The organism is Mesorhizobium sp. C372A (assembly GCF_030323245.1).
In the GTDB taxonomy this organism is placed as follows: Bacteria; Pseudomonadota; Alphaproteobacteria; order Rhizobiales; family Rhizobiaceae; genus Mesorhizobium.
Genome location: NZ_CP100475.1, coordinates 957,648 through 981,009 on the forward strand (window position 1 = coordinate 957,648; position 23,362 = coordinate 981,009).

General features: G+C 62.2%; 18 protein-coding genes and 1 pseudogene. 4 read left to right on the forward strand and 15 right to left on the reverse strand.

The window, feature by feature from the left end:
• Window positions 1-66 precede the first annotated feature (66 nt).
• A complete protein-coding gene (locus tag NLY42_RS04475; protein WP_023755603.1) occupies window positions 67-1,974 on the forward strand; it encodes a propionyl-CoA synthetase in 1,908 nt (635 codons plus the stop codon).
• Between the two features lie 71 nt (window positions 1,975-2,045).
• Window positions 2,046-2,747 (forward strand): metallophosphoesterase family protein, encoded by a 702-nt coding sequence (locus tag NLY42_RS04480; protein ID WP_245260639.1) that lies wholly within the window; start codon window positions 2,046-2,048, stop codon window positions 2,745-2,747.
• Between the two features lie 89 nt (window positions 2,748-2,836).
• Here NLY42_RS04480 and NLY42_RS04485 read toward each other — a convergent pair whose 3' ends face one another.
• The 6 genes from NLY42_RS04485 to NLY42_RS04510 form a co-directional block, all read right to left on the reverse strand.
• Window positions 2,837-5,215 carry a polysaccharide biosynthesis tyrosine autokinase gene (locus tag NLY42_RS04485; RefSeq protein WP_023668794.1) on the reverse strand — a complete coding sequence of 793 codons (2,379 nt, stop codon included), beginning with the start codon at window positions 5,213-5,215 and terminating at the stop codon, window positions 2,837-2,839.
• A gap of 183 nt (window positions 5,216-5,398) precedes the next feature.
• Window positions 5,399-6,295, reverse strand: a complete 897-nt coding sequence (galU, locus tag NLY42_RS04490) for a UTP--glucose-1-phosphate uridylyltransferase GalU (RefSeq protein WP_023668795.1) — start codon at window positions 6,293-6,295, stop codon at window positions 5,399-5,401.
• A 75-nt stretch (window positions 6,296-6,370) separates the two neighbouring features.
• Window positions 6,371-7,321, reverse strand: a complete 951-nt coding sequence (locus NLY42_RS04495; protein ID WP_023755602.1) for a glycosyltransferase family 2 protein — start codon at window positions 7,319-7,321, stop codon at window positions 6,371-6,373.
• Window positions 7,311-8,255 (reverse strand): glycosyltransferase family 2 protein, encoded by a 945-nt coding sequence (locus NLY42_RS04500; protein WP_196814109.1) that lies wholly within the window; start codon window positions 8,253-8,255, stop codon window positions 7,311-7,313. The genes NLY42_RS04495 and NLY42_RS04500 overlap by 11 nt, the downstream gene beginning before the upstream one ends.
• The gene (locus NLY42_RS04505; RefSeq protein WP_023694195.1) at window positions 8,255-9,250 is read right to left on the reverse strand and encodes a glycosyltransferase family 2 protein; all 996 of its coding nucleotides are present in this window, start codon (window positions 9,248-9,250) and stop codon (window positions 8,255-8,257) included. The genes NLY42_RS04500 and NLY42_RS04505 overlap by 1 nt, the downstream gene beginning before the upstream one ends.
• A 42-nt stretch (window positions 9,251-9,292) precedes the next feature.
• Window positions 9,293-10,465 (reverse strand): glycosyltransferase, encoded by a 1,173-nt coding sequence (locus NLY42_RS04510; protein WP_023694196.1) that lies wholly within the window; start codon window positions 10,463-10,465, stop codon window positions 9,293-9,295.
• A 294-nt stretch (window positions 10,466-10,759) separates the two neighbouring features.
• On the opposite strand from NLY42_RS04510, the pseudogene NLY42_RS04515 reads away from it, so the two are divergent.
• Window positions 10,760-11,761 (forward strand): annotated as a pseudogene (locus NLY42_RS04515) (polysaccharide pyruvyl transferase family protein); the annotation flags it as partial.
• Between the two features lie 273 nt (window positions 11,762-12,034).
• Here NLY42_RS04515 and NLY42_RS04520 read toward each other — a convergent pair.
• The 9 genes from NLY42_RS04520 to NLY42_RS04560 all read right to left on the reverse strand — a co-directional run bounded on the left by NLY42_RS04520 (window position 12,035) and on the right by NLY42_RS04560 (window position 22,682).
• The gene (locus tag NLY42_RS04520) at window positions 12,035-13,498 is read right to left on the reverse strand and encodes a lipopolysaccharide biosynthesis protein (RefSeq protein WP_023684224.1); all 1,464 of its coding nucleotides are present in this window, start codon (window positions 13,496-13,498) and stop codon (window positions 12,035-12,037) included.
• On the reverse strand, window positions 13,495-14,577 hold the full coding sequence (locus NLY42_RS04525) for a glycosyltransferase (protein ID WP_245263586.1): 1,083 nt from the start codon (window positions 14,575-14,577) through the stop codon (window positions 13,495-13,497). Before NLY42_RS04525 ends, NLY42_RS04520 begins: the two co-directional genes overlap by 4 nt.
• Window positions 14,578-14,885: 308 nt before the next feature.
• Window positions 14,886-16,127, reverse strand: a complete 1,242-nt coding sequence (locus NLY42_RS04530; protein ID WP_023755601.1) for a glycosyltransferase — start codon at window positions 16,125-16,127, stop codon at window positions 14,886-14,888.
• A gap of 223 nt (window positions 16,128-16,350) precedes the next feature.
• Window positions 16,351-17,430: a glycosyltransferase gene (locus NLY42_RS04535; protein ID WP_023696968.1), complete on the reverse strand. Its 1,080-nt coding sequence runs from the start codon at window positions 17,428-17,430 to the stop codon at window positions 16,351-16,353.
• Between the two features lie 31 nt (window positions 17,431-17,461).
• Window positions 17,462-18,793, reverse strand: a complete 1,332-nt coding sequence (locus tag NLY42_RS04540; protein WP_023755600.1) for a UDP-glucose dehydrogenase family protein — start codon at window positions 18,791-18,793, stop codon at window positions 17,462-17,464.
• Window positions 18,794-18,847: 54 nt separating this feature from the next.
• On the reverse strand, window positions 18,848-19,747 hold the full coding sequence (exoK, locus tag NLY42_RS04545) for an endo-1,3-1,4-beta-glycanase ExoK (RefSeq protein WP_023668806.1): 900 nt from the start codon (window positions 19,745-19,747) through the stop codon (window positions 18,848-18,850).
• Window positions 19,748-19,868: 121 nt separating this feature from the next.
• On the reverse strand, window positions 19,869-20,177 hold the full coding sequence (locus tag NLY42_RS04550) for a hypothetical protein (RefSeq protein WP_488494595.1): 309 nt from the start codon (window positions 20,175-20,177) through the stop codon (window positions 19,869-19,871).
• 214 nt (window positions 20,178-20,391) lie between these two features.
• Window positions 20,392-21,414, reverse strand: coding sequence for a glycosyltransferase family 2 protein (locus tag NLY42_RS04555; protein ID WP_023742531.1), 1,023 nt, complete (start codon window positions 21,412-21,414; stop codon window positions 20,392-20,394).
• Between the two features lie 143 nt (window positions 21,415-21,557).
• The gene (locus NLY42_RS04560) at window positions 21,558-22,682 is read right to left on the reverse strand and encodes a nucleotidyltransferase family protein (protein WP_023711260.1); all 1,125 of its coding nucleotides are present in this window, start codon (window positions 22,680-22,682) and stop codon (window positions 21,558-21,560) included.
• A gap of 485 nt (window positions 22,683-23,167) precedes the next feature.
• Between NLY42_RS04560 and NLY42_RS04565 the strand changes: the two genes are divergently transcribed.
• Window positions 23,168-23,320 carry a lasso RiPP family leader peptide-containing protein gene (locus NLY42_RS04565; RefSeq protein ID WP_023684233.1) on the forward strand — a complete coding sequence of 51 codons (153 nt, stop codon included), beginning with the start codon at window positions 23,168-23,170 and terminating at the stop codon, window positions 23,318-23,320.
• The last annotated feature ends 42 nt before the right edge of the window (window positions 23,321-23,362 follow it).

The following is a 23,362-nucleotide window of genomic DNA, read 5'->3' on the forward strand; positions in this document are numbered from 1 at the left end:
AAAGACGTGGCCGGGAAAACCCGCATAGGCTATTGCAAGATAGAGAGTTTTCCCGAGGAGGGATGAATGGCGTCACGCTACCACGAGGTCTATGACGGCTGGAAACGCGACCCGGAACAATTCTGGGCCGCTGCCGCCGAGGCGATCGACTGGTATTCGCCGTGGACCAGCGTCTTCGATGCCAAGGCGGGCGTTTACGGGCGCTGGTTCAACGGCGCCAGCTGCAACACCTGCTTCAACGCTCTCGATCGCCATGTCGCAAGCGGCCGCGCCGACCAGATCGCACTTATCTACGACAGCGCGATCACCGGCACGGTCAAGAAATTCACCTATGCCGAATTGAAGCGCGAAGTGGTAGCGCTGACTTCGGTGCTCAAGAACCGCGGCATTCACAAAGGCGACCGCGTCATCATCTACATGCCGATGGTGGCCGAAGCGGCGGTCGCGATGCTTGCCTGTGCCCGCATCGGCGCGGTGCATTCGGTGGTGTTCGGCGGCTTTGCCTCGCACGAGCTCGCCACCCGCATCGACGACGCCAAGCCGAAGCTGGTCATCTCCGCGTCCTGCGGCCTGGAGCCTGGACGTGTCGTGGCCTACAAGCCGCTGCTCGACAAGGCGATCGAAATGTCCCGCCACAAGCCGGACGCCTGCCTGATCCTGCAGCGCGACCAGCTGCGCTGCGATCTGAGGGAGCATTACGATATCGATTTTGCCGACGCCGTTGCCCGCGAGCGCGCCGCGGGCGCCAACGTCGATTGCGTTCCGGTGCTCGCCACCGACCCGCTCTACATCATCTACACCTCCGGCACGACCGGCCAGCCTAAGGGCATCGTGCGCGACAATGGCGGCCACATGGTCGCGCTCAAATGGACGATGGAAAACGAGTTCGGCGTCAGACCGGGCGAAGTATTCTGGGCGGCCTCCGATGTCGGCTGGGTGGTCGGCCATTCCTACATCGTTTACGGACCGCTGCTGCATGGTGCGACAAGCGTGCTGTTCGAGGGCAAGCCGATCGGCACACCCGACGCCGGCACCTATTGGCGGGTGATCGCAGAACACGGCGTGGTCGCGCTGTTCACCGCGCCGACGGCCTTCCGCGCCATCAAGGGGCAGGACCCCAAGGGCGAATTCGTGCCGAAATACGATCTGTCGAAATTCCGCACTCTGTTCCTGGCCGGCGAACGCGCAGACCCGGAAACCATCAAATGGGCGGAGCAGAAACTCAACGTGCCGGTGGTCGATCATTGGTGGCAGACCGAGACCGGCTCGCCGATGACCATCAACCCGGCGGGCCTCGGCCTGCTGCCGGTGAAATACGGCTCGCCCGGCGTGCCGATGCCGGGCTACGACATTCGCGTGCTCGACGATGCCGGCCATGAAGTGCCGCGCGGCACGCTTGGCAATGTGGTGGTGAAACTGCCGCTGCCGGCCGGCTGCCTGCCGACGCTGTGGAATGCCGACGAGCGTTTCCGGCGAGCCTATCTCGAGGAATTTCCCGGCTTCTACAAGACGGCCGATGCCGGCATGATCGACGAGGACGGCTACCTCTATGTCATGGCGCGCACAGACGACATCATCAATGTCGCCGGACACCGGCTGTCGACCGGGGCCATGGAGGAGGTGCTTTCAGCGCATCCCGATGTCGCCGAATGCGCCGTCATCGGCATCGCCGATCAGATGAAGGGCCAGATACCGCTCGGCTTCGTCGTGCTTAACGCCGGCGTCGCCCGCGATATCGATGCCATTGAAGCCGAGGTCGTGGGGCTGGTGCGCGAACGGATCGGCCCGGTCGCCGCCTTCAAGACCGTGGTGACGATCAAGCGCCTGCCCAAGACGCGCTCCGGCAAGATCCTGCGCGGCACCATCCAGAAGATCGCCGACAAGGAAGAATGGACGATGCCGGCGACCATCGACGATCCCGCCATTCTTGACGAGATCACCGCGGCGCTCAAAGGCCGCGGCATCGGGGTCTGACGGCCCCAGTGGCGTTGTTTCAGCGGTCCAGACCTCCCCGGCCGGCGCCGCGCGAGCGCCTGGAAATGGATATGGACGACACCGTCGTCTACGCGATCGGCGACGTGCATGGCTGCTACAAGGAATTGCTGTCGCTGGAGCAGAAGATCCAGCTCGACGCGCTGCAATTTCGCGGCCGCAAGATTATCGTCATGCTCGGCGACTATATCGATCGCGGGCCGCAATCGGCGCGCGTGCTCGACCATGTCTTGGCGCTACCGCCAACAGGGTTCCTGCGCGTCTGCCTGGCGGGAAACCACGAAGTGGCGATGCTGAACTATCTCGACGGATATCTGTCGCGGGACCGCTGGCTGGCGGTCGGCGGCCGCGAGACGCTGTTTTCCTATGGGGTCGATCCGGCGCGGCTTGCCAGCCTCTATGCCTCGAGCGACGAGGTCGACCGGCGCGTGAAGGAAGTCATTCCGGCCAGCCATATCGACTTTCTGCGCAGCCTGCCGGTGCTGCTCTGTTCGGATAAATTCGTTTTCGTCCATGCCGGCATCAGGCCGGGTATCGACCTGGTCGCACAGGATGAGCAGGACCTGCTCAACATCCGCGACGAGTTCTTCAACGCCGCCCATCTGCTCGACCGCTTTGTGGTGCATGGGCACACGCCGGTCGATATCCCCAAGCTTGACGGGCGAAGGCTCGGCATCGACACCGGCGCCTTTCAAAGCGGCCGGCTGACAGCGCTCAGGATCGCGGGTAAATTCGGCAAGCTGATCTTTTCCTGACCTGCCGTGCTTCTTCGTTTGAGCGTGATCCTTTCCGAAAACCGGATCCGCTTTTCCGGATCACGCTCCTTTTCAGGATCGCGCTCCGTTCAGGCGGCGGTCTTGGCCCGCACGTCCGATTTCTCCAGATAGTAGGTCGAATAGCGGTCGAAGAACTTTTCCGAGCCGCCGAGCGAGCCGTATTTCGGCAGCTTCTTCAGATCGACCTTGTTGAGCACGGCGCCGACGACCTTGCTTGCGACGTAGGGTTCCTGCTCCAGCAGCGAGCGCACCATGGCGCGCGGCGTGCGGCCCCATTCGGCAACCAGCACGAAGCCGTCGACCAGCGGCGCAAACGCCTTGGCGTCGACCACGGGGCCGAGCGGCGGCAGGTCGACGATGATGTACTCGAACGTCTCCTTGGCGTTGTCGATGAAGCGCCGCATGCCGGCCGATGACAGCAGCTCGCTCGTATGCGAGAACTGGCCACGCAGCACGGCCGGGATGATCGCCAGCTTGGTCTGGCGGTCGACCTTGCCGACCGACTGCCAGGTCTGGCCGTTGACCACGGCTTCCATCAATCCCTGCTCGGCCTCCATGCCGAGGTTGCGGCTGAGGCCAGGATTGCGCAGATCTGCATCGATCAAAAGCGTCTTCGAGCCGTTGGCGGCCAGCAATCCGGCGAGATTGGCGGCGACCGTAGACTTGCCCTCGCCGGGCAGGACCGAGACCACGCCTATGACCCGGCTGCCTTGCCCTTCCATGACGACGTCGAAGGCGATCTTGGCGTTGCGCAGCGTTTCGGAGAACATCGATGCCGGCGCATCGACGCTGACCCGCATGCGCGCCCGTTTCTCGGCCGCCGACAATGTGTTGGCGCCTTTGGCATCCGCCGCACCGCCGTCGGCGTCCTTGCCGAGCCTGCCGCCGATCATCGGCAAATAGCCGAGGAATTTGAGGCCGACGCGATCGCGAATGTCCTCGCCGGTCCTGAAGAAGCGCTCGTTGAACTCATTCAGGCCACCGAAGCCGGCGCCAAGCAGCACGCCAAGCACCAGCGACAGCGCCAGCACCCTGGAGGTGCGCGGGCTTGAGGCGGAAAGCGGCGTTGAGGCATCCGAGATGATGCGGACCTTGCCGACCGGGAAGGATTGCTGCTGCGAGGCCTCCTCGTAGCGGCTAAGGAAGGTCTGGTAGAGCGTGGTCAGCGCCTGCGCCTGCTGGTCGAGTTCGCGCAGTTTGACCTGGCTCTGGTTGTCGATGGAGCTCTTGCCGGCCGCGTCGGCGATCTTCTGCCTCAGTGAGGTCTCGCGTGAAAGCGCGACTTCATATTCATTGCGATAGCTTTCGGTCAGTTGCTTCAACTCGCCGAAAATCTGGGTCGACAGATCGGCCTTTTCCTTGGCCAGCGCCACCGCCTGCGGATGGTCGGCGCCGAAATTGGCCGTCACATCCTGCAGCCGCTTGGCCACTGTGAGATAGCGGGTCTTGAGCGTTGCAATGACCGAGCTTGCCGGCTGATCGCTTGAGATGGCGGAATCGTTGAAGGCATTGTCCGAGCCGCTTTCGACGATGGTCTTGTATTGCTGGTAGCGGGCGCTGGCGCGCGCCGTATCGGCCTGCGCGACGATCAGTTGCGCGGTGAGATCGGCAATCTGTTTGTCGCTGATCAGCTGGCCGTCGCTGTTGGCGGCCAGACCATGCTCGGCCCTGAATTTCTCGACCGCCATAGCGGCCGCCTGTGAGTTCTGACGAAGCTCGGTCAGCCGGCCCTGCAGCCAGACCGCAGCGCGTTCGGTGGCGTCGAAACTGGCGTTGAGCTGGTCGGCGAGATAGGCGTCGGCATAGGCCTTGGTGATGGCGGTGGCGAGCGCCGGATTGGTCGACTGGTAACCGATGGCGAGCACATAGGAGCGGCCGTTGCGCTGCGCCAGCACCTCGCTCTGCAGCTTCAGCACGGCATAGTCGTGGCGCGCCGTCTGCATCATGGCCTGGCGTGTCGCCTCATCGACGTTTTCCATGCCGGGAATCTGCTCGGCGGAACTTGAGCGGAAATAGCCGATCACGCCGCGCACGAAGCCGATGCCCTTGACCAGCGCCGATTGCGGCGGGTTCATGAACTCTGCGTTCTGGTCGAGTTTCAGCTTGTCGACCACCACCGAGGCCAGCCGCGCCGAGGTGATGATTTCGATCTGGCTGAGCAGGGCGGCGTCGGTCTGCATGGTGACGGATGCAGCCGAGATGTCGTCGATGACCTTGTTCAGGCCTTCGTCGATCAGCACGCTGGCGACCGACATGTATTGCTTGGGCGTGGTCTGCAGATAGAGCAACCCCAGGAACAGGCCAATGATGGCGCAGACTGCCACCACCTTGACCTGACGCGCCGCCATGCCAAGCAGGCGCTCGACGTCGATGAAGTCTTCACCCTTTTCCTGATCGGGGTTGGGCAACGGCATCCTCTTGTCGAGAGGAAAGCTGGCATAATTCATCTTCGATCCAATTCTAGGTTACAGGCGCCGGAGCGAGACGGGGCACCTCGCCCGGAGCTGCGGAGATCGGGGGCAAGATATGCAACGCAAGCTTCATGCCATCTGGCGCCGGGCCTGAGCGGCCTGGCGTGCAGGCACGAGCCGCGCCATCGTCCAAACGCATATGCCCTCGAAAGATGGGCATTATGCGGCCACTTCCTGACGCTCATGCGACCGCACGAACGCCTGCAGCATTTCCAGCACAGGTCCCTTCATGTCGTCGCGCGCCAGCGCGAAGGCGATGGTCGCCTCTATGAAGCCTTCCTTGGAGCCGCAGTCGAACATGCGGCCATTGAAAGGCTGGGCAAAGAAAGACTGGCTTTTCGCCAGCCGCACCATGGCATCGGTAAGCTGGATTTCGTTGCCGGCGCCGCGCTGCTGGTTGCCCAGCAGCGAGAAGATCTCGGGCTGCAGGATGTAGCGGCCGTTGATGTAATAGTTCGACGGCGCATTGGCCGGCGCCGGCTTTTCGACCATGGCCGTGACCTCGAAGCCGCTGCCTGTCTCGGCGCCGCGCCCGACGATGCCGTATTTGCTGGTCTCGCTGGGATCACAGCGCTCGACGGCGATCACATTGCCGCCGGTCTGCTGATAGAGATCGACTGTTTCAGCCAGGCAACCTCGGCGACCGAACGACACCATATCGGGGAGCAGCAGGGCGAAGGGCTCGTCGCCGATGACTTCGCGTGCGCACCACACCGCATGGCCGAGACCATGTGGCGACTGCTGGCGGATGAAGCTGGTGGCGCCGGCCACGGGCAGCATGCTTTCGAGCGCCTCCAGCTGGGTCTTCTTGCCGGTTTGTTCGAGCGTTCCAATCAGTTCGGGGTGCAGGTCGAAGTAGTCCTCGATGACAGCCTTGTTGCGGCCGGTGACGAACACGATGTGCTCGATGCCGGCTTCGAAGGCCTCGTCCACCGCATATTGGACGACCGGCCGGTCGACCACGGGCAGCATCTCCTTCGGAATCGACTTGGTTGCCGGCAGGAACCGTGTTCCAAGCCCCGCCACAGGGATGACTGCCTTCCTGATTTTCTTCATCGCAAATTCCTTCTGAGCAGATCGATTTCAGCCTGTTGCAGGCCACGAACAAACGTCTTCATGTACTCGCCCTCCTTACCTCTCCGCGCCGACGGCAAACTGCGCCGCCACCCTTTTGAGGCGGACGGCGATCGGCATCGACATGTGCCTGACAGCCGCCGGATCACTTAGCGCGGTGCGTATCGCTTTCAACGGCGAACGCGCCTTGATGTGCTGGACCAGCGACAGGAACGATGCCGCCTTGCGCAGGCTGCGGGCGCGTTTGGCGAAGGCGGCCGCAGCAGCAGCGTCCATGGAATTGGTCTCGGCGAAGACCGCGTCGGCCTTGCGCATCGCCTCGATATGGTGAAGCTCGAGCACGCGCGAGATCGAGCCCGTGCGGATGTGGTAGATATAGCCGGTCGTCGGCTCGACGACGCATTTTCCGCTCTTGGCCAGCGCGTTGGCGAGCAGGATGTAATCCTCGCCTATGCTCAGACTTTCATCATAGCGAAGCCCGTTTTCGATCAGGAAACGGCGCTGGAAGATCGGCTTGAGATAGCCAAGGTTGAACGTGGATTCGAAAACGATGTTGCCAGCGATGTAGTCGGCGAGCGTGATTTCACGCAGGCCCTCCAGATATTTGGCGGGAAACATCGTCGCTTCGGCAATGCCGTCCTCGCGCACCACCTGGAGGTTGTCGACGGCGATTACAGCGCCCGCACTTTCGGCTCGCGCGATCATGGCGGCGAGCCGCCCGGGCAGGACGGCATCGTCGGAATCGAGCACCGCGACCCAGCGGCCTGTGGCGAGGTCGAGGCCGGCATTCCTGGCGCCGCCAGGGCCACGATTTGCCGGCAGCGCAACCACTTTGACGACATCTTTTGGATAGGCTCTTGCGACGTCGAGCGTGTTGTCGCGCGACTGGTCATCGGCGACGATGATTTCGACGCTGACATCGCGCTGGGCCATGGCGCTTGCGATCGCCCGGTCGAGCGTGGCCGCGGCATTGTAGGCTGCGATGACAAAGGAGACGTCAGGCTGCACGCTTGCCTCCTTGCTGCGGGGAAGACAGTCCGTATTGGCGAATTTCGCTGATACCGACGAGGCCGCTGACGACGCCGACATGCATGATGCCGCGCAGCACGCTGCGGTTGCGGCGGACCGGGCTAATCGCGGTCAACGCCGCCATGCCGAAGCAATAGACGGCCTTGGCCGAGGCAAGGCCGACAGCCTTCGCACGCTCTATCACGCCTGCGTCATGGCCGATGAGGTGGCCGTGCGTCTGGCCGAAGCGGAAGCGGCGGCGGCGCAGCCAGTCGAAAGCGGCTCGCGAACGCGGCACGACTTCCTCGACCCACGCCTCCGGCGCAAAGGCGATGCGACCGCCTGCCTTGACCATGCGGTCGAAGAATTCGGTGTCCTCGCCGCCGCTCTGGCCGCGCGCCAGGCTGAAACGACGGTCGCGCAAGCTGTCGGCGCTCATCCTCAAAAGGACGTTGCAGGTGTAGCCGGTGCGGATTTCGCCCTGCACCCAGACCGGCAAGGTCGAATGGAAATCGCCCTTGCGCATCCAGTCCGGCGCATCCGAGCGGTAGAGCGCCCGCACCGGACCGAGCACGGCCTCGGCGCCGCTTGTCTCCGCGATAGCAATCAGTTCGGCCAGCCATTGCCGGGAAGCGGTTTCATCGTCGTCGATGAAGGCGACAAAATCGGCCGTGCTGGCATCAAGACAGGCGTTGCGGGCAACCGAGATGTTGCGCGCCGGGGCGTGCCGGTAGCGGGCCACGAGCTTCAATTCGCTCGCCAGCGCGGTCACCAGCGGCTCGGCGGTCGGCTCGTCGTCATTGTCGGCGACGATGACGCCGATGCCGAAACCGGCAGGCATATCCATGGCAGCGAGCGACCGCAGCGTGTCGGCCAGTTCCGGCCGCCGGAACGTGCAGACGCAGATGTCGATTCGGCGGCTGTCGGCGACCATCATGCCACCCCGCGCTGCGATCGCGAGCCGAGCAGTTGCAGCCAAAACCCGAGCGACCAGCCGAAATGCATGACCATCGCCGAAATGCCCGCCAGCACATTGTTGGGATTGCGCTGGCTGATGGCGGTCACAGCGCCGTAGCCCAGACAGACCGAAGCCCAGACCAGCAGCGGCACCGCCGCCAGCCAGTGGATAAAGGAAAATACCGCGAGAAGGACGACCGGCGCCACCAGCAGCGGGATCATCTGCCGAACTTTCGGGATCATGCGGTGCTTGAGCACATTCTTGGCGCGGCCGCGGCCATAGCCGAGATATTGGAAATACAGGCCCTTCAGCGACGAACGCGGATAGTAGACCATCTGCGTCTTGCCGCTCATCCAGATGCGGTAGCCTGCCCGGCGCAGGCGGTAGTCGAGTTCGGCATCCTCATTGTGGCTGAAGGTCTCGTCATAGCCGCCGACCGCGGTGAAGGCCGAGATCCGGATCAGCGCGTGATGGCCATGGTCCACCCATTCGCCGGCGGAAAGGTGCCGGTGCTTGGAGCCGCCGGTGCCGAGCTTGGAATTCTGCGCCGCCGCGACCGCTTTCTGCACCGCGCCGCTGCCGCTGGTCAGCATCGAGACGACGACCGAATCGGCTGAAGTGGCGAGCGCCTCCTCGACCAGCCGGTCGCAATAATCGGCGGGATAGCCGCCATGGGCATCGATGCGGATCAGGTATTCGGCGCCGTCACCGAGGCTGGCGACGGCGAGATTGATCGCCGCGCTCTGGATACGTTTTGGGTTGTTCAGGAGGACGACCTGAGGGTCCTTGGCCGCAACCGCTTCGGCAATGGCCAAAGTACCATCGGTGCTGCCGCCATCGGCAACGACGATGCGGGCGCCGAGCCTTAGCGCTGCCGGCCTGAGCTGCTCGAGCAACGCGCCGATATGGGCTGCCTCATTCAGGCACGGAATGACGATCAGGCTTGGCGGCAGCGCTTCGGTTTGCGTCATCGGCGCCTTTCCATGAACTGCACTTTTGTCATTGGTCATCCTTCAGGCCAGTGCCTCGGTGGCGAACGAACCAGGGGCAACCGCAAGGCCGCGCAGCCTGTCGACAAAGGCGCGGCAGTCGCTGCGGTCGTAACTCCAGGTTCGTGGGTTGCGGGCCAGCACACGCGCCTTGGCCTTGCCGAAGTGCTCCTGGTCCATGCGGCCGAGCGCGGTTTCCAGGATTTCGGGCGTGGCATCGGAAAGCAGGACGCCAACGTCCTGCTGGTTGAGAAAGCGCCCGGTCTCGGTATTGCCCATCGAGATCGGTACGGCGCCGAAGCGGCAGCCCTCATAGAGGCGGTTGGGCAGCAGCCATTCCGAATTCTGCCCTTCCTCGAAGAAATCGATCGCCCAGGAAAAATGCACTTCGCCGTAGATCGCGGCCATGTCTTCCGGGTTGCGGTAGGGGCCACGAAAGGAGAGATAGGGTTCGGCCTCGACAAAAGCGTGGAAATCCGGGAATTCCGAGAGTGCCGGACGGCCCCGGAGGACGACCTCGAAGCGCCCGCCCTGACGGCGCGTGAAGTCGGCCAGCAGCTCCAGCGAGCGGCGGCAGCGCAGCGCGCCGAACCAGCCGATGCGCCACGGGGGTGCTGCAGGGTTTTCGGCCGTTGACCTGTCATCCAAGGCGATCGGCGCGGTTTCGAAGTATTTGTTTTCGACCAGTTCCACCGGTGCGGCGACCTGCCCGAACGGCTTGAAATAATTGGCGATGAAGGCCGGTGAGCTCGTCACCAGAAGCTTCACGTCGCGGGCGAGATAACGCTCCGCTGTGCGCAGCGCTTTGCCCAGCATGTCATTGCGCAGCACCAGGCGATGAATGTCGAGGCATTCGTAGACGATCGGCACGCCGCCGCGAAAGGCGGCCTTGGCGCGCCTGGCCAGCGCCAGCATTTCCAGATTGCGCGCGATGATGAGGTCGGGCTTCGGCATCGCCGCAAGCTTCGAGCCTATCGACAGCGCCGCCTTGGCGACCGCCGCCAGACGCTGGCCGAATCGGCCGTCACGCGTCGCGCCGAGGTCGACCGGCTGCAGCCCCTCGACGTCGGGAACAGCATTTGTGGTCCGACGGAAGCCGGCCAACGTGACCCGCGCGCCGCCTGCCTTGAGCATTATGATCCGCCGGCGCACCGCCGGGTCGGAAACATCGTGCACAAGGTACAAGACATGCAGCATGAAAACTCGACCGCTGTTGGCCCACCCACGGGAATGCTAACCCAGCTTTTGCTGCATCGCAACATTTTTGGTGCGCCGTAGCATAAGTGCACGTTTTTTGTTGCACTGCAAAATTGATGCGTTACCCTCCGTCGGGCTTGAGCGCCGCTCTGACTGGTCACCCAGCCCGATGCAGCGATGAATTGTGACGCGAGCCGCATCGGGATCGTCCTGGCGTGGGTATTTTCGGTCACCATGCCCGTCCTAGGCACCGCAGGCCCCGCCGCGGAATCTGCTGACGAAATGAGGTATCCCATGAAGATCGTCGTTGAAAACACAGTCTGCCTGAATACCGGGGATGCGGCGATTCTGCTGGCGATCCGCCACATTCTCAGGACGATCGTGCAAGGCGACGTGCGGTTTGCCGTCTTCGACAGCCAGCCCGAGGTTGCGGAACGACTCTATCCGAAGACGGATTATCCCGACCTCGAATTTCATAAGCTGCTGTCGGAATCCCTGTTCCGATACAAGAATGGCAGCGGGCTGAGGGACCGGTTCAAGCCGATCTACAATCGGCTCGTTCTCCAGGCCCTGCGCTGGTTTGGCAGCAGCGCGCTAGGCAATTTTTTCAGCCATCGCGACCGGCGCGGTCTCGATATCTACGCCGACGCGGACATGGTGGTCACCACAGGGGGAACCTATCTCGTCGAGAACTACAATCTCGAACGACGCCTCAATCAGTTCAGGCTCGATGCCGTATTTGGCAAAGATCCGGTCTTCTTCACGCAATCCCTCGGTCCGTTCGACAAAAGTTACAACCGCCAGGAGCTCGGCCCGATCTTTGACCGCAGTCCGCTCATCCTGTTGCGCGACGAACGGTCGCGGACCCATATCCGGGACTTGGTGAAGGATCTCGGAAAGTGCCACGTGGTGGCCGATGCCGTATTCGCCTTGGCCGATACCGACAGGATCGGCAAGCGTCTCGCTTCCAGCCAGCCGCCGGCGTCGACGGGCCGCGTCGCTATTTCGGTCCGCCACTGGAACTACGTCAGCGACGGTGAGGGCGGCATGCGCCGCTATCTGGATTCGATCCGCGAGATCGCCACAATTCTTGTCAGGGACCTTGGCAAGGAGGTGACCTTCGTCTCCACGTGTCAGGGCGTGCCGGAATATGCCCATGACGATTCCAAGACCGCACAGGCCATCGTTGCCGAGCTCGATCCTGAGATCGCCAGCCACGTGACAGTGGACGCTTCGTTCCACACGCCGGACCAGTTGATGGGGCTGGTGAAGGGCTTCGACTTCGTCGTCGCGACGCGCATGCATATGATGATCATGTCGCTTTGCGTCGGCACGCCGGTGCTGCCGATCGCCTACGAGTTCAAAACCAAGGAAGTGGCCAAGCGAATCGGTGTCGACGATGTGCTGCTCGACATCGACACCGTGACGCCCGAAGAGGCGCGCGAAAAGCTCGGCCGGTTTGCGGGAAATCTCGACCGATATCGCAAGACAAGCCTTCAGGCCGTGCTCGAAGAACATGCTTCGGCAATGTCGGCCACAAACCTGCTGGCGCCGCTGATCGCCGGCCGCTCAGCGGATATTGCGCGCGGCGTTGGACAGGGTGGTGAACAAGGCGCGTCGCGACTGCGGGACGGCAAGCATGAAAACGAGACCGATGCCGTAGTTGAGGGCAAGCGCCAAAAAGACCGCGAGCAGGTCTGACTGGCCCGTTAGAGACGCCGGCAACCACAGGTACAGGAACCAGGCAAGCAGGGACGAGGCGATGAAAAGCCCCTGCATGAGCAGGAAGTCGGCGGCGGTCACCGGACCGACGCGATGGACCAGTAGCGCCAGCACGGGAACGCGCAGCACGTAACCGCTGATGGCATAGGCCGCGGCAACGCCGACGGCGCCCCAGTGCAGGCCGACGACGAAGGCAGCGACGGTCGTCAGCGACGAATAGATGCCCCAATGGAACATGGTCTTCGTCTTGCCCTGACAGATGAATATCCATCCCGTCGTGCTTGAAACGGACTGGACCAGGCTGGCGATGCCCAGCCAGGCAAAGATCGGTGCGACCGGTGCCCAGCCCGCGCCGAAGAGAAGTCCGACGATCTGATTAGAGGTCAGCGTCAGCGCCGCGATGCCCGGCATGGTAACGGCCGCCAGCATCCAGTTGGTGCGCACATAGATATCGCGAAAGCGGGCCTTGTCATCGTGAATGCGGCTGAGCAGCGGCACCATGACCCGTGTCAGCGGCTGGTTGATGTTCTGCAGCGGGAACAACAGGAGCTTGTAGGCGCGGTCGTAATAGCCGAGTTCGATCGCACCGGAATATTTTCCGATGAGAATGTTGTCGAGATTGCGCGAGAAGAAGTTGGCGAGGTTGAAGCCGGTCAGGTTGGCGCCGAACGACAATATATCGGCATCGACCTTCAGGTCCGGCCGCAAAGGCGTCCAACGCGCCACCAGCCAGGCGGCAGCCAGGGCGATAGCTGCCGAAACCGCCGGGCCGATGACCAGCGACCAGTAGCCCAACCCCGCATAGGCCGCGATCGCGGCGGCCAGCAGTCCGGCGGCGGCGCTTATCACATCGTTCAGTGCGAGCTGGCCGAACTGCAGGTGCCGGTTCATCAACGCCAGCGGCACTGCGGCGAGACTGCCGAGAAGCAGCGGCAGGGCAGAGCCAAGGGTGATGCCGGACATACGTTGATCGCCATAGAACGCGGCGATGGCAGGCGCCAGGCCGGCCACTACCACGGCACTACCCAGCCCGACGAGCGCGCTGATCCAGAACACCTGGTTGAGCTGCTGGTTGCTGATGTCCTTGCGCTGAACCACAGCCTGCTGCAGGCCCAGATTCTGAAGCAGCCCGACGAAGGCGACGATCGGCCCGACGGAAGCCACCAGACCGAAATCCTCGGGGACGAGCAGACGGGCCAGCACGATGACGGAGAGAAACTGGATCGCCATCTTGAAGCCCTGGGCGCCGATGGTTACCAGCCCGCCGCGCAGGGCGACACGACCGAACTGGGGGGGCGGATTGGCGTTCATGCAAGCGACCTCGTTTCGCCAAGCCGCATGGCGATTTCCACGAAATGTTGGTTCAGCAGATCGGAGTTGAACTCGGCCTCGATCTTCTTGCGCGCCGCGAGAGCGATCTCTTCACACGGCTTCGGATTCTCGGCGATCCAGGCAAGCTTTCCGGTCAGCGCCGCAACGTCCCGCTCAGCCACGAGAAAACCCGTCTTGTGATCGTCGATCAGTTCAGGGATCCCGGAATGATATGTGCTGACCACCGTCAGGCCGGCGGCCATCGCTTCCATCAGCGAAACCGGAATGCCTTCCAGATCGCCATCGCGGGCGCCGACGCTGGGCAGCAGGAATACATGCGCATCGCGCAGACGCTGTTTGACTTCGCTGTGCGGCCGGGGCCCAAGAAAATTCACCCTGTCGGCAATGCCGAGCTCTGCGGCGATCCCCTTCAGCTGCTCGAGAAGTTCTCCGCCGCCGATCACCGAGTAGATCCAGTCTCGCCGCGGCAGGCCAGCAAGCGCGCGAAGCGCATATTCGATGCCCTTCTTTTCAGTCAGGCGGCAGACCGAGATGAAAGAGAGCGTAGCCTGCTCCCATGAACGCCACCGATAGTCGATGTCACTCGGCCGCACCCCCATATGGTGAACCACAACCTGCTCCGGCGATGCACCGACCTCAATCAAGGCATCGCGGAAAAACGCATTCACCGGCAGTTGAAGAACGCCCTTTTCGAACACAATCTTGTAGCGCGCGAGCGTATTGTCATGCAGCGGTTCGCCGACATCACGGCCGTGAAATATCGTCACCAGGGGAGCGGAAATCCTCCCGCGCTTGATGGCGCGGGCCACGCGCATGCCGTTGTTGCCGAAATGGGCAACGATGACGTCGGCGCCCTGCAGTTTTCGGGCATGAGCAATGTCGATGGCGGTCGAGAGCTTGTCCCAGAACCTGCCGGACCACTTCCTGAGCAGCGGGCGATAGCGACCCAGGCCACCCCACCAGCATATGACCTTTCCTGGCAGCGCCTGCCAGCGCGGATCATCGATGTTGCTGTCCCTGCCGAAGGACGTCTCGTTGCAGACGACGCCGACTTCCATGCCGCGCTCAAGGCATCCGGCTATCTGGTCGAGAACAAAGGTTTCGGACAATGAGGGGAACTTGTCGACTACGAAGCAAATCTTCATCGGCAGGATGCGCTCGTGCGGAGAGCCGGTGTGCCCTTGACAAAAGCCGGGCCGAAAACAGGGTGCCGGAGGCACAAGACATGCAGCATGGAACTCTACCGCTGTTGGCCCACCCGCAGGGACGTTAGTATAGGTCTTGCTGCACTGCAACATTTTTGGTGCACTGTAGCAAGATTTCCCTCGGCTTGGCGTGTCTGCCGATCAAACGCAGAGCAGCAGTGTCAGCCGGCAGATGAAGGATCCGCCAGGCCCTCGGAAACCCCGACATGACCGGCAGGTTCATGCGCAGGGCTCGATGTGGCCAGTTGGGTAACGATCTGCGCAAAACGTTCATTCAGAACATCTGCGTTGAAGTCGTCCTCGACTTTGCGGCGTGCGGCAAGCGCGATACGCTCGCATTCGGTCGGGTGCTCCCCGGCCCAGGCAAGCTTGCCGGCAAGCGCTGAAATATCTCGCTCGGGCGTAAGCAACCCCGTCTTCCCATCCTTGATGAGCTCCGGGATTCCCGAATGATACGTGCTGACCGCAATCAATCCGGCGGCCATGGCCTCCATGAGCGCGACCGGAATGCCTTCCATATCCCCGTCGCTGGCAGTGATACTTGGCAGCAAAAAGAGATGCGCCATGCGAAGCCGTCTTTTCACCTCTGCGTGAGGGAGGCTGCCGAGGAATGTTACGCGACCAGCCAAGCCCAGCTCTACGGCCAGCCTCTCCAGATTCATCCGCAGAGGACCGTCGCCAACAATGTCGTAACGCCAGTCTAGCTGCGGCTGGGAGGCCTTGAGGGAGGCCAGGGCTCGCAAGGCGAACTCGACGCCTTTCTTTTCGACCAGGCGGCAAACCGTCGTCACGACCAGTTGGGTGCCTTCCCACGATTCCCAGCGATAGCCGATTTCGCGGGTGTCAATTCCCATATGGTGGACCGTCGTGCTCGCCTGGGACAGGCCGGCTTCCAGCAGCATCGTGCGGAAGTAATCGTTGACGGGCAGGTTCAGGGTCCCATGCTTGGTCAGCCCGGCATATTGTGTCGCGAGCACTGCCTGCCGCGCCGGGATCGCCACGTCCGCGCCGTGAAAGATGGTTATGATCGGTGGTTTGAGCACCTTCCATTTCTTCAGTGCGGCTGCTCTCTCGCCGTTCTGTCCGAAGTGGGCGACAATCACGTCGCAGCGGTTCAGGCGGCGTGCAAAGGCGATGTCGAGAACGGTCGAGGCCTTGTATCGCAGACGCGGCGGCAGACGCTGTACAAATTTGCTGATTACAGCGGCCCATCGCCACCAATGTCGGGTTCTGGCGAGCAGCGTCGCCATCGGCTCGCTTTGCCGGTCAATTCGGTGGTCACCTTGCATCTTTTCGCAGACCACTTCGACCTGAAAGCCCCGCGCCAGCAGCCCAGCCATCTGGTCCACGACGAAGGTTTCCGAAAGCAGAGGGAATTCGCCGACGACAAAGCCCACGCGCATGACCCGCCCATAAGGTTGGGGCTTGCTCGGACCAAGCGGTCCATATCGCACAAGCCCTAATGTAGACAGGCAGAATACACGTTGATTGCTGCAGTGCCACAAGATATTGCACTGCAGCAATTAAAAGTGATCCGGACGGGCGCACGACGCCTGGACCTGGCTAACGGGAACTTTGCGCGACCACGGTCGTGCAGCGTCTCAGCTGAACTGCAACACGACGCGTTTAGGCTGCGCGCTCCAAACCGACACGTCTTGCGCGGTCGAGAACGCCCATGAACGTTGCGAACTGGCTGTCGGGGTTCATTTGCCGCCGCTCCGAAAACTGACGTGCTGTCGCTGACAGCCGCTTGTACTCGGCCTCGTCGCTCCACAGCCGCCTGACCGTTGCGACCCAGTCGGCGAGCGGGGCGTCGTAGTCCAGTACCACGCCGCCGGCGCCGATCGCTTCCGGCAGACCGCCGCGCCGCGAGCCGACCACGGGAATGCCACTACAATGCGCTTCCGAGGCCACCCGGCCCCAGGCTTCTTCCCATTTGCTGGGCGCAAGCAGGATTTTCGTGCGGCCGTAGACCGTCTTCATGTCGCTGGTGCGGCTTTCCAGCTTGACGTTCTGGAGGGGAGAGATTGTTGCTTCGATCCGGGCTCGATGATCGTCGTCGAGCTTCCAGCTTTCGACGAACAGGAACGGGATCTCGGGACAGGCGGCGGCAATGCGCACCGCAAGATCGAAGCCTTTTTCCTCATATGGATTGATGAGCGTGACAAATTCACCGGTCGTCGGTGTGCAGTAGAACGCGGGATTGATGGTCGGCGGAATAACCGTCGAATCGATATCGAATTTTGCCTTATAGGCGCGCGCGGTGAACTCGGAGTTGGCGATATAGACCGCCGAATGGAGCTCACGCAGATCGCCGGCCAATTCGTCGAATTCGACATTCCTCAGATAGACGGTCAGCGGCACGCCAAGCCTCTGCAACTCTCTGCCGATCGGCACCGAATTGTGGCACTGCACGACCGCGACATCCGGCCTCAACTTTTTGACGGCGAAGTCGGCCGCTTCCCAGGGGAACCACGCCCGTACAACCGGATAGCCCGGGAAATTGTCGATGACCGCGCGCTGACGAAGGAGCTTCATCTTGGCGCGCGCCCTGAAGCCGAACATGCCGTCGCCGAACAGGGCTGCCAGAACGGATGCCTCGTGACCGTTTTCGCGCAATTGCTCGACCAGGTGGTGGGTGCTCGACTGGACGCCCCCGCTGAATTGCGGCGTGTAGCCGGTGCCGCCTGCAAACAGAACTTTCATGAACCTGGCTCCGCGTTGTGCCGCCCTGCCTTCACGCCGCCATCCTGCCGATCGAGAAATACTCGATGCCGTGACGGGCGATGACCTTGGGATCATAGAGGTTGCGGCCATCGAAGATGACCGGCGTGGTCAGGGCATCCTTCACCGCGTCGAAGGACGGGGCGCGGAAACTCTTCCACTCGGTGGCGATCAGCAACGCGTCGGCGCCGCGCAACGCCGCCTCCTTGGTGCCGCACAACAAAAGGTCGTCGCGCAGGCCGTAGATGGCCTGGCATTCCTGCATCGCCTCGGGGTCGTAGGCCTGCACATTGGCGCCGGCCTGCCACAGCGCCTCCATCAGGACGCGCGCCGGCGCCTCGCGCATGTCGTCGGTGTTGGGCTTGAAGGCGAGGCCCCAGAGCGCGAAGGTCTTGCCCTTGAGACTGCCCTTGAAATAACGGTGCACCTTGTCGAACAGCACCGACTTCTGGGCATTGTTGCGCTCCTCCACGGCGCGCAGCAGCTTGGCGTCGAACTTGACGCCTTCGGCTGTCTTGATCAGCGCGCGGACATCCTTGGGAAAGCACGAACCGCCATAGCCGAGGCCGGGATAGATGAAGTGATAGCCGATGCGCGGATCCGAGCCGATGCCCTTGCGCACCTCCTCGATGTCGGCGCCGAGTTGCTCGGCCAGATTGGCCATCTCGTTCATGAAGGAGATCTTGGTCGCCAGCATGCAGTTGGCGGCGTATTTCGTGAATTCGGCGCTGCGCACGTCCATCACGATCATCTTCTCGTGGTTGCGGTTGAACGGCGCGTAGAGCTCGCGCATCACCGCCTCGGTGTCCTCGCTGTTGGTGCCGACGATAATGCGGTCGGGCTTCATGCAGTCGGCGACGGCGGAACCTTCCTTGAGGAACTCAGGATTGGAAGCGACGTCGAAAGCCAGGTCCTGGCGCCCGCGCGCCTTCAGCGTCTCGGCGATTTTGGCCTTCACCTTTTCGCAGGTGCCGACCGGCACGGTCGACTTGCCGACGACGATCTTGGGACTGTCCATCTCGCGGCCGATGGTCTCGGCCACCGCCAGCACATATTTGAGGTCGGCCGAACCGTCCTCGCCGGGTGGCGTGCCGACCGCAATCATCTGGATCTCGCCATGCTTGACGCCGGCGGCGGCATCGGTGGTGAACTTGATCCGGCCGGCTGCGTGGTTCTCCTTGACCAGGGCCTCCAGTCCCGGTTCGAAAATCGGCACCAGGCCCTGGTTGAGCCGCTCGACCTTCTTTTCATCGACATCGACGCACACCACCTGGTGCCCGACCTCAGCCAGCACCGCAGCCTGCACGAGACCGACATAGCCAATTCCAAAGACCGTCAAATTCATTCGGGTTAATTCCTGTTCACGCCCTTTGGCCTTATATGGCCGGGCCGGTTCAGATTACTTTATGCTGCTTACACTGCATGCCAGCGATTCCGGAAACTGGCACGGCTGGCCGAGCGCGGTGAAGGCCACGCGCTGCACCTGCATCGTCACCTGGCGGCCGGGGTCCGAAAAGGCGCCCATCCAGTTTTTCAGCGTGTCGCTGCCCCAGAGGCTGAAGAATATCTTCTGCGAGTGGGTCGGCAATTGCTCGGGATTGGTCACTTCCTGGACCAGCTTGCCGTTGACGTACCAGCGCAGCCGGTCCTTTTCCCAGATAAAGGCATAGTCGTTGAAGCCCTTGTCGGCGCCGCCTTCGACCTCGGCCAGCTTCTCGTTCTTGGGCTTGCCGGCGATGTAGCTGTTGACCTGCACCTTGGATGTATCCTTGGTCAGCACCTCGAAGTCGATCTCATACCAGGGCTGTTTGTCGGCAGGGCCGATATAGGTGAAGAAAGCGGCGTTGAGACCGGATCCGGTGTCGGTCTTCATCCGTGCTTCATAGGTCCCATATCCGAAGCGCTGCTTGGTCTGGATCTCGGCGCAGGCGAACTCGCGGTCCTTCAGTTTGCGCTTTTCGAAGCCGAGCGTCAGCATGTTGTCGGAAAATTTTACCAGGCTTTTCGACCAGGTGCAGTTCTGGTGATTGCCGTTCGACCAACCGTCGGAGACATACCAGCGCGAACGATCGAAACTCTTGAAATCGTCGACGAAGGACGGTGCGCTTTGCATCTCCGGGGAGGCGTCCTGGGCGCGGGAGGGGTGGGCGGCGCCGAGCAGAGCTGCGGCTGCCGCCAACAGAAGCGCACCAACGGATAGAAGACGCGTTGGGTTTACAAGACGCATTGGCCGATTTGGCCGCGTTGAAATCATGGCATCGATTGCCGCCATGGGCGTCGTCTTCGGATCTGCGTTCATATCAATTCACCTTTGTGCTGTTCCGCCCCAACCCAAAGTCACCGATTGGCCCACATTGCTAACGGGCCGATCCCGATCCTCCGTCCCCGAACTTTCTCTTCTGTGTCTCGTGTGACCGTGTTCAGCCGAAGCGACCTGCGGGTTTGACATATTCCCCGTGCGAATCAGAACTCTGGCCATCCTCGCCGACGATCGCGTCGAGTGAATGACGCAGTTCCTTCATCCGGCTCGTCTGGCGCACCAGCTCGGCGATGCGCTGTTCGCAGTTCAGGATGGACTTCGTCAGCTCGCCGACTTCCGACAGCTTGCTTGCCGACGCCGAGCCGTTCTCCATCGACTCGACCAGGAAGGCCGCGTTGGTGGACTTCGACCGGTAGCGGGCCTCCAACCCGGTCTTCTCGGCCGCAATCTCGGCCGTGATCTGATCCAACAGCTTTGCCAGACGGTCGAAACGCGCCAGATCGGTCTGCTTGTCGCGCGCTGGGTCCCTGGACCTGAAGCCGAAAATTGAAGCCATCCGGTTGGCCTTCCAAAATTGCTGCACCGCAACATACAGTGCCATCGTCGGGGCGTGTAGGCAACCTCCGAGTTTCAGAAAGGCAATTTTTTCAGCCTTGCGGCCGCCGTCCCGGACTTGGCGGAGCCTACTTTTGCGCCGCCGTGCTGGTAGCGGCCATGAGGAAGCGCAAGGGCGGCACCGGCTGCTGCCGCGGGGGCAGACCGGCGTGGCGAAACAACGCATCGAGCTTGTCGGCGGCCACGCCGACAACGATGGGAATGAAGTTCGACTGGCTGGCCAGCGCGTAGGCGGCGGCAGACGCCATGCCGCGCTCGGCCTTCACATCGAGAAAATTGCGCAGCCGGTATTTGTCACGCACATGCCGCTCGTGCTTGCGCAGCAGGGCCTTGGAGCCTTCCGGCAGGCTGTCGATCTTGAGCAGTGCCAGATCCGCATCGGCGAGGCGCTTCAGATCCTGTGTCTTGTGGCGCCCGCTCAGCGAATCGGCGCGCACGATCGCGCCATAGCCGCAGGAACGGATGACCTTGAAGCGTGCGCCAAGGGCAAAGGCGCGGGCGTACAGTTCATAATCTTCGCCGAGACGCAGGTTCTCGTCGTAACGCAGCCCATGCCTGTCGAGGAAAGCTCTTGATATCACCGGCTTGAGAAAGCCGAGTTCGCCGCGCTGGACACGCCGTCTGGAGATGTTGCCCTCGATGAACCGCTCGAAGTCGAGGAATTCCGGGTCCGCCGAAAAGGACGGGGCGACGATCTTAGAGACGTCGGTCGCCGTATCGTCACGGATCAGCATGATGTTGTCGGCGGCGAAATCCCAGTCGGTGCTGGCAAACAGCTGGCGAAACCGTCCCTGAAGGAAGAAATCGTCGGCGTCGAGAATGCTGATGAAAGGCGATTTCGACCCGGCAATGGCGGCATTGCGAGCGAAGGACGGGCCGCGATTGACGTCGAGCCGGATGACCGAAAGCCGACCGCTGCCATCGTCGGCAGCGCTGGCCACTTTTGCGGTGTCGTCGGTGGAGGCGTCGTCGACGACAACGACTTCCGCCACCTCCGGCTCGCGCAGCGCCGAGGCGATGGCTGCGGGAATGGTCCGGGCCGCGTTGCGCGCCGCGATGATCACGCAGACCCGGGATTCTGTCATGGACATAGGGTGGCCTTTCGATTGCATAAAGTGTCGCATTGGTCCCTCGCCCTCCCGGCGCGCGGCGCCGGACCCAGATCCATCCCCCGATCCATCCCCAGCGGATCGGGACGGAACGTTATCTGCCTGCTGCATGACGACCCTCATCGTCACCGGCTTTCCCGCTCGAAAATCCGCCGGCTGAGGTCGGCTGACGCGGCCCAGCCGGCCTCGGTCAGGTAGCGGACAGGTTCGCGGCCGCACAATTCCCACAAAACGGTGCGCCGTTGCGGCCATCTGAGCGACGACAGCCACGGCGCGATGACCATGTGGAACAGGTCTTCATTGCCGATGCGTGACAGGATCCTGGTGGCCCGATCCGACAGCAGCGTGCCGGCGCCACCAAGCAGCACATCGGCGGCGCGCAGGCCCAGCAGCAGGGTGTCAGCCAGCCCCTGCTCGGCCGCGTAGTCGAGCACAGTCTGCTGCTCGGCCTCGCTCAGCCGACCGGCAGCGGCCCGGATATCGCAGACATAGCCCGCGCATGGCTCGCGGTTGAACAGCGCCTTTGCGACACTGATGCAGGACAGAAGCAAAGTGTCGGAGGCCGAGATGAACGGCACGCTGGAGCCGGCGATCGCAAGCGCGCGCTTGCGGCGCAGGAACCCTTCCGTATCGCGCGGGCTGGGCGATCCCGGCTGCTGGAGCCGGTAATGGAGATCGACGGTGGACAATTTCCGACCTTGGCTGCGAACCATGTGCTGCTCGCCCAGAAAGCGCACCCACCAGACGGAGCGGGACTTGCCGGCGACCTCGTAGCCGATCGAGCGCAGCGCATCGCGAGCTCTAAAGAAGCCGGCCGGCGACACCAATATGTCGACATCTCCGGACGGCTTCATGAAATGGTCGCCATAGAGCAGTTGCTGCTGGAGGGGGCCCTTCAGGAAGACGAAATCGATGCCGCTGCCGCGCAGCGCCTTGTCGATGGCCATCGAATCCATGATGCCGGACGAGTTCATCGCAATCGTGCGCCGGCGATAAGTGTCGAGCCACTCGAGCAATCCCGGCGGCGTCTCGCCCGCCGGTGGGCGCGACAGCGCCTTCAGCATGAAGGTGGCGACCTTGTTCAGCCTGGCGATATCGCAAACATCGGCAACGGAGATGGCCGGTGCAGGCGCGGCGCTGGGGCTCGCCCTGGAGGCGAAGAACAGCCGCAGGCAAGCCTGCACATAGGCCACTTCGTCGGCGCAGCCAGCGGCGCGCAACCTTTCGAAGGTCCCTTCCTGCAATGCCATATGCTGCAGCATCTCCGCAAAAAATTCGCCAGGCGCGTTATATTGCAACTGCGAAGCAAAGCATCGCCAAATTCATGCGCCGCGTCCAGTTTTTCCTTTGGCGCCAATTTTCCTGCAACCTGAACGTTTCGCAACACAGTCCTACAACGAGATGCAAGGCGCCGCCTGATCGGGGCTTGTGGCGGGTACGTCAGCAACAATTTTGTGGGAATGCGCCAGCGCCCAAGTGAGGAGCATTCGAAGGAAAATTTAACGTAATTAAATCAGATACTTAGTTGATGGCCTCGGACACTCTGCTGAATTCTCCTGGGATGTGAAAATGCAAAGCGCTTTGATCACCATTGAAGGGAGTCGCAACCGAGAATTGATTAACGGCTGGTAAATCAGGCTTGACTCATAAATGCTGCCATGCAGCTATTGCGGTGCAGCAATAGCTCGCTGCCGGCAATCGACAGGCCGCTTCCAGTCCACAAGTGGAGAGTAAATTGGAACAGAATGTTGAAAAGCATGAGTACGAAACCCCTAGCCTGACGGTCCACGGCTCGATCGAGACCATCACGCAAGGCGGTAGCGGTACTACGGCACTCGACGCCTCGTTTCCGGCACATACGCCGGTCGGCGAACTCACCTTCTCCTGAGTATTCTCTCGTTGGGGTGACAAAGTCCGGACTCTGCAAACA

What these genes read in the sequence shown, in the direction of transcription:
- galU (WP_023668795.1), bottom strand. Translation starts at nt 6,295, where the DNA reads ATGAAGAAAATCAGGAAGGCAGTCATCCCTGTGGCGGGGCTTGGAACA.
- exoK (WP_023668806.1), bottom strand. Translation starts at nt 19,747, where the DNA reads ATGAACGCAGATCCGAAGACGACGCCCATGGCGGCAATCGATGCCATG.
- NLY42_RS04480 (WP_245260639.1), top strand. Translation starts at nt 2,046, where the DNA reads ATGGACGACACCGTCGTCTACGCGATCGGCGACGTGCATGGCTGCTAC.
- NLY42_RS04500 (WP_196814109.1), bottom strand. Translation starts at nt 8,255, where the DNA reads ATGGTCGCCGACAGCCGCCGAATCGACATCTGCGTCTGCACGTTCCGG.
- NLY42_RS04525 (WP_245263586.1), bottom strand. Translation starts at nt 14,577, where the DNA reads ATGGAAGTCGGCGTCGTCTGCAACGAGACGTCCTTCGGCAGGGACAGC.
- NLY42_RS04520 (WP_023684224.1), bottom strand. Translation starts at nt 13,498, where the DNA reads ATGAACGCCAATCCGCCCCCCCAGTTCGGTCGTGTCGCCCTGCGCGGC.
- NLY42_RS04505 (WP_023694195.1), bottom strand. Translation starts at nt 9,250, where the DNA reads ATGACGCAAACCGAAGCGCTGCCGCCAAGCCTGATCGTCATTCCGTGC.
- NLY42_RS04560 (WP_023711260.1), bottom strand. Translation starts at nt 22,682, where the DNA reads ATGGCATTGCAGGAAGGGACCTTCGAAAGGTTGCGCGCCGCTGGCTGC.
- NLY42_RS04540 (WP_023755600.1), bottom strand. Translation starts at nt 18,793, where the DNA reads ATGAATTTGACGGTCTTTGGAATTGGCTATGTCGGTCTCGTGCAGGCT.
- NLY42_RS04555 (WP_023742531.1), bottom strand. Translation starts at nt 21,414, where the DNA reads ATGTCCATGACAGAATCCCGGGTCTGCGTGATCATCGCGGCGCGCAAC.
- NLY42_RS04535 (WP_023696968.1), bottom strand. Translation starts at nt 17,430, where the DNA reads ATGAAAGTTCTGTTTGCAGGCGGCACCGGCTACACGCCGCAATTCAGC.
- NLY42_RS04510 (WP_023694196.1), bottom strand. Translation starts at nt 10,465, where the DNA reads ATGCTGCATGTCTTGTACCTTGTGCACGATGTTTCCGACCCGGCGGTG.
- NLY42_RS04485 (WP_023668794.1), bottom strand. Translation starts at nt 5,215, where the DNA reads ATGAATTATGCCAGCTTTCCTCTCGACAAGAGGATGCCGTTGCCCAAC.
- NLY42_RS04475 (WP_023755603.1), top strand. Translation starts at nt 67, where the DNA reads ATGGCGTCACGCTACCACGAGGTCTATGACGGCTGGAAACGCGACCCG.
- NLY42_RS04530 (WP_023755601.1), bottom strand. Translation starts at nt 16,127, where the DNA reads ATGCGCGTGGGCTTTGTCGTCGGCGAATTCCCTCTGCTTTCGGAAACC.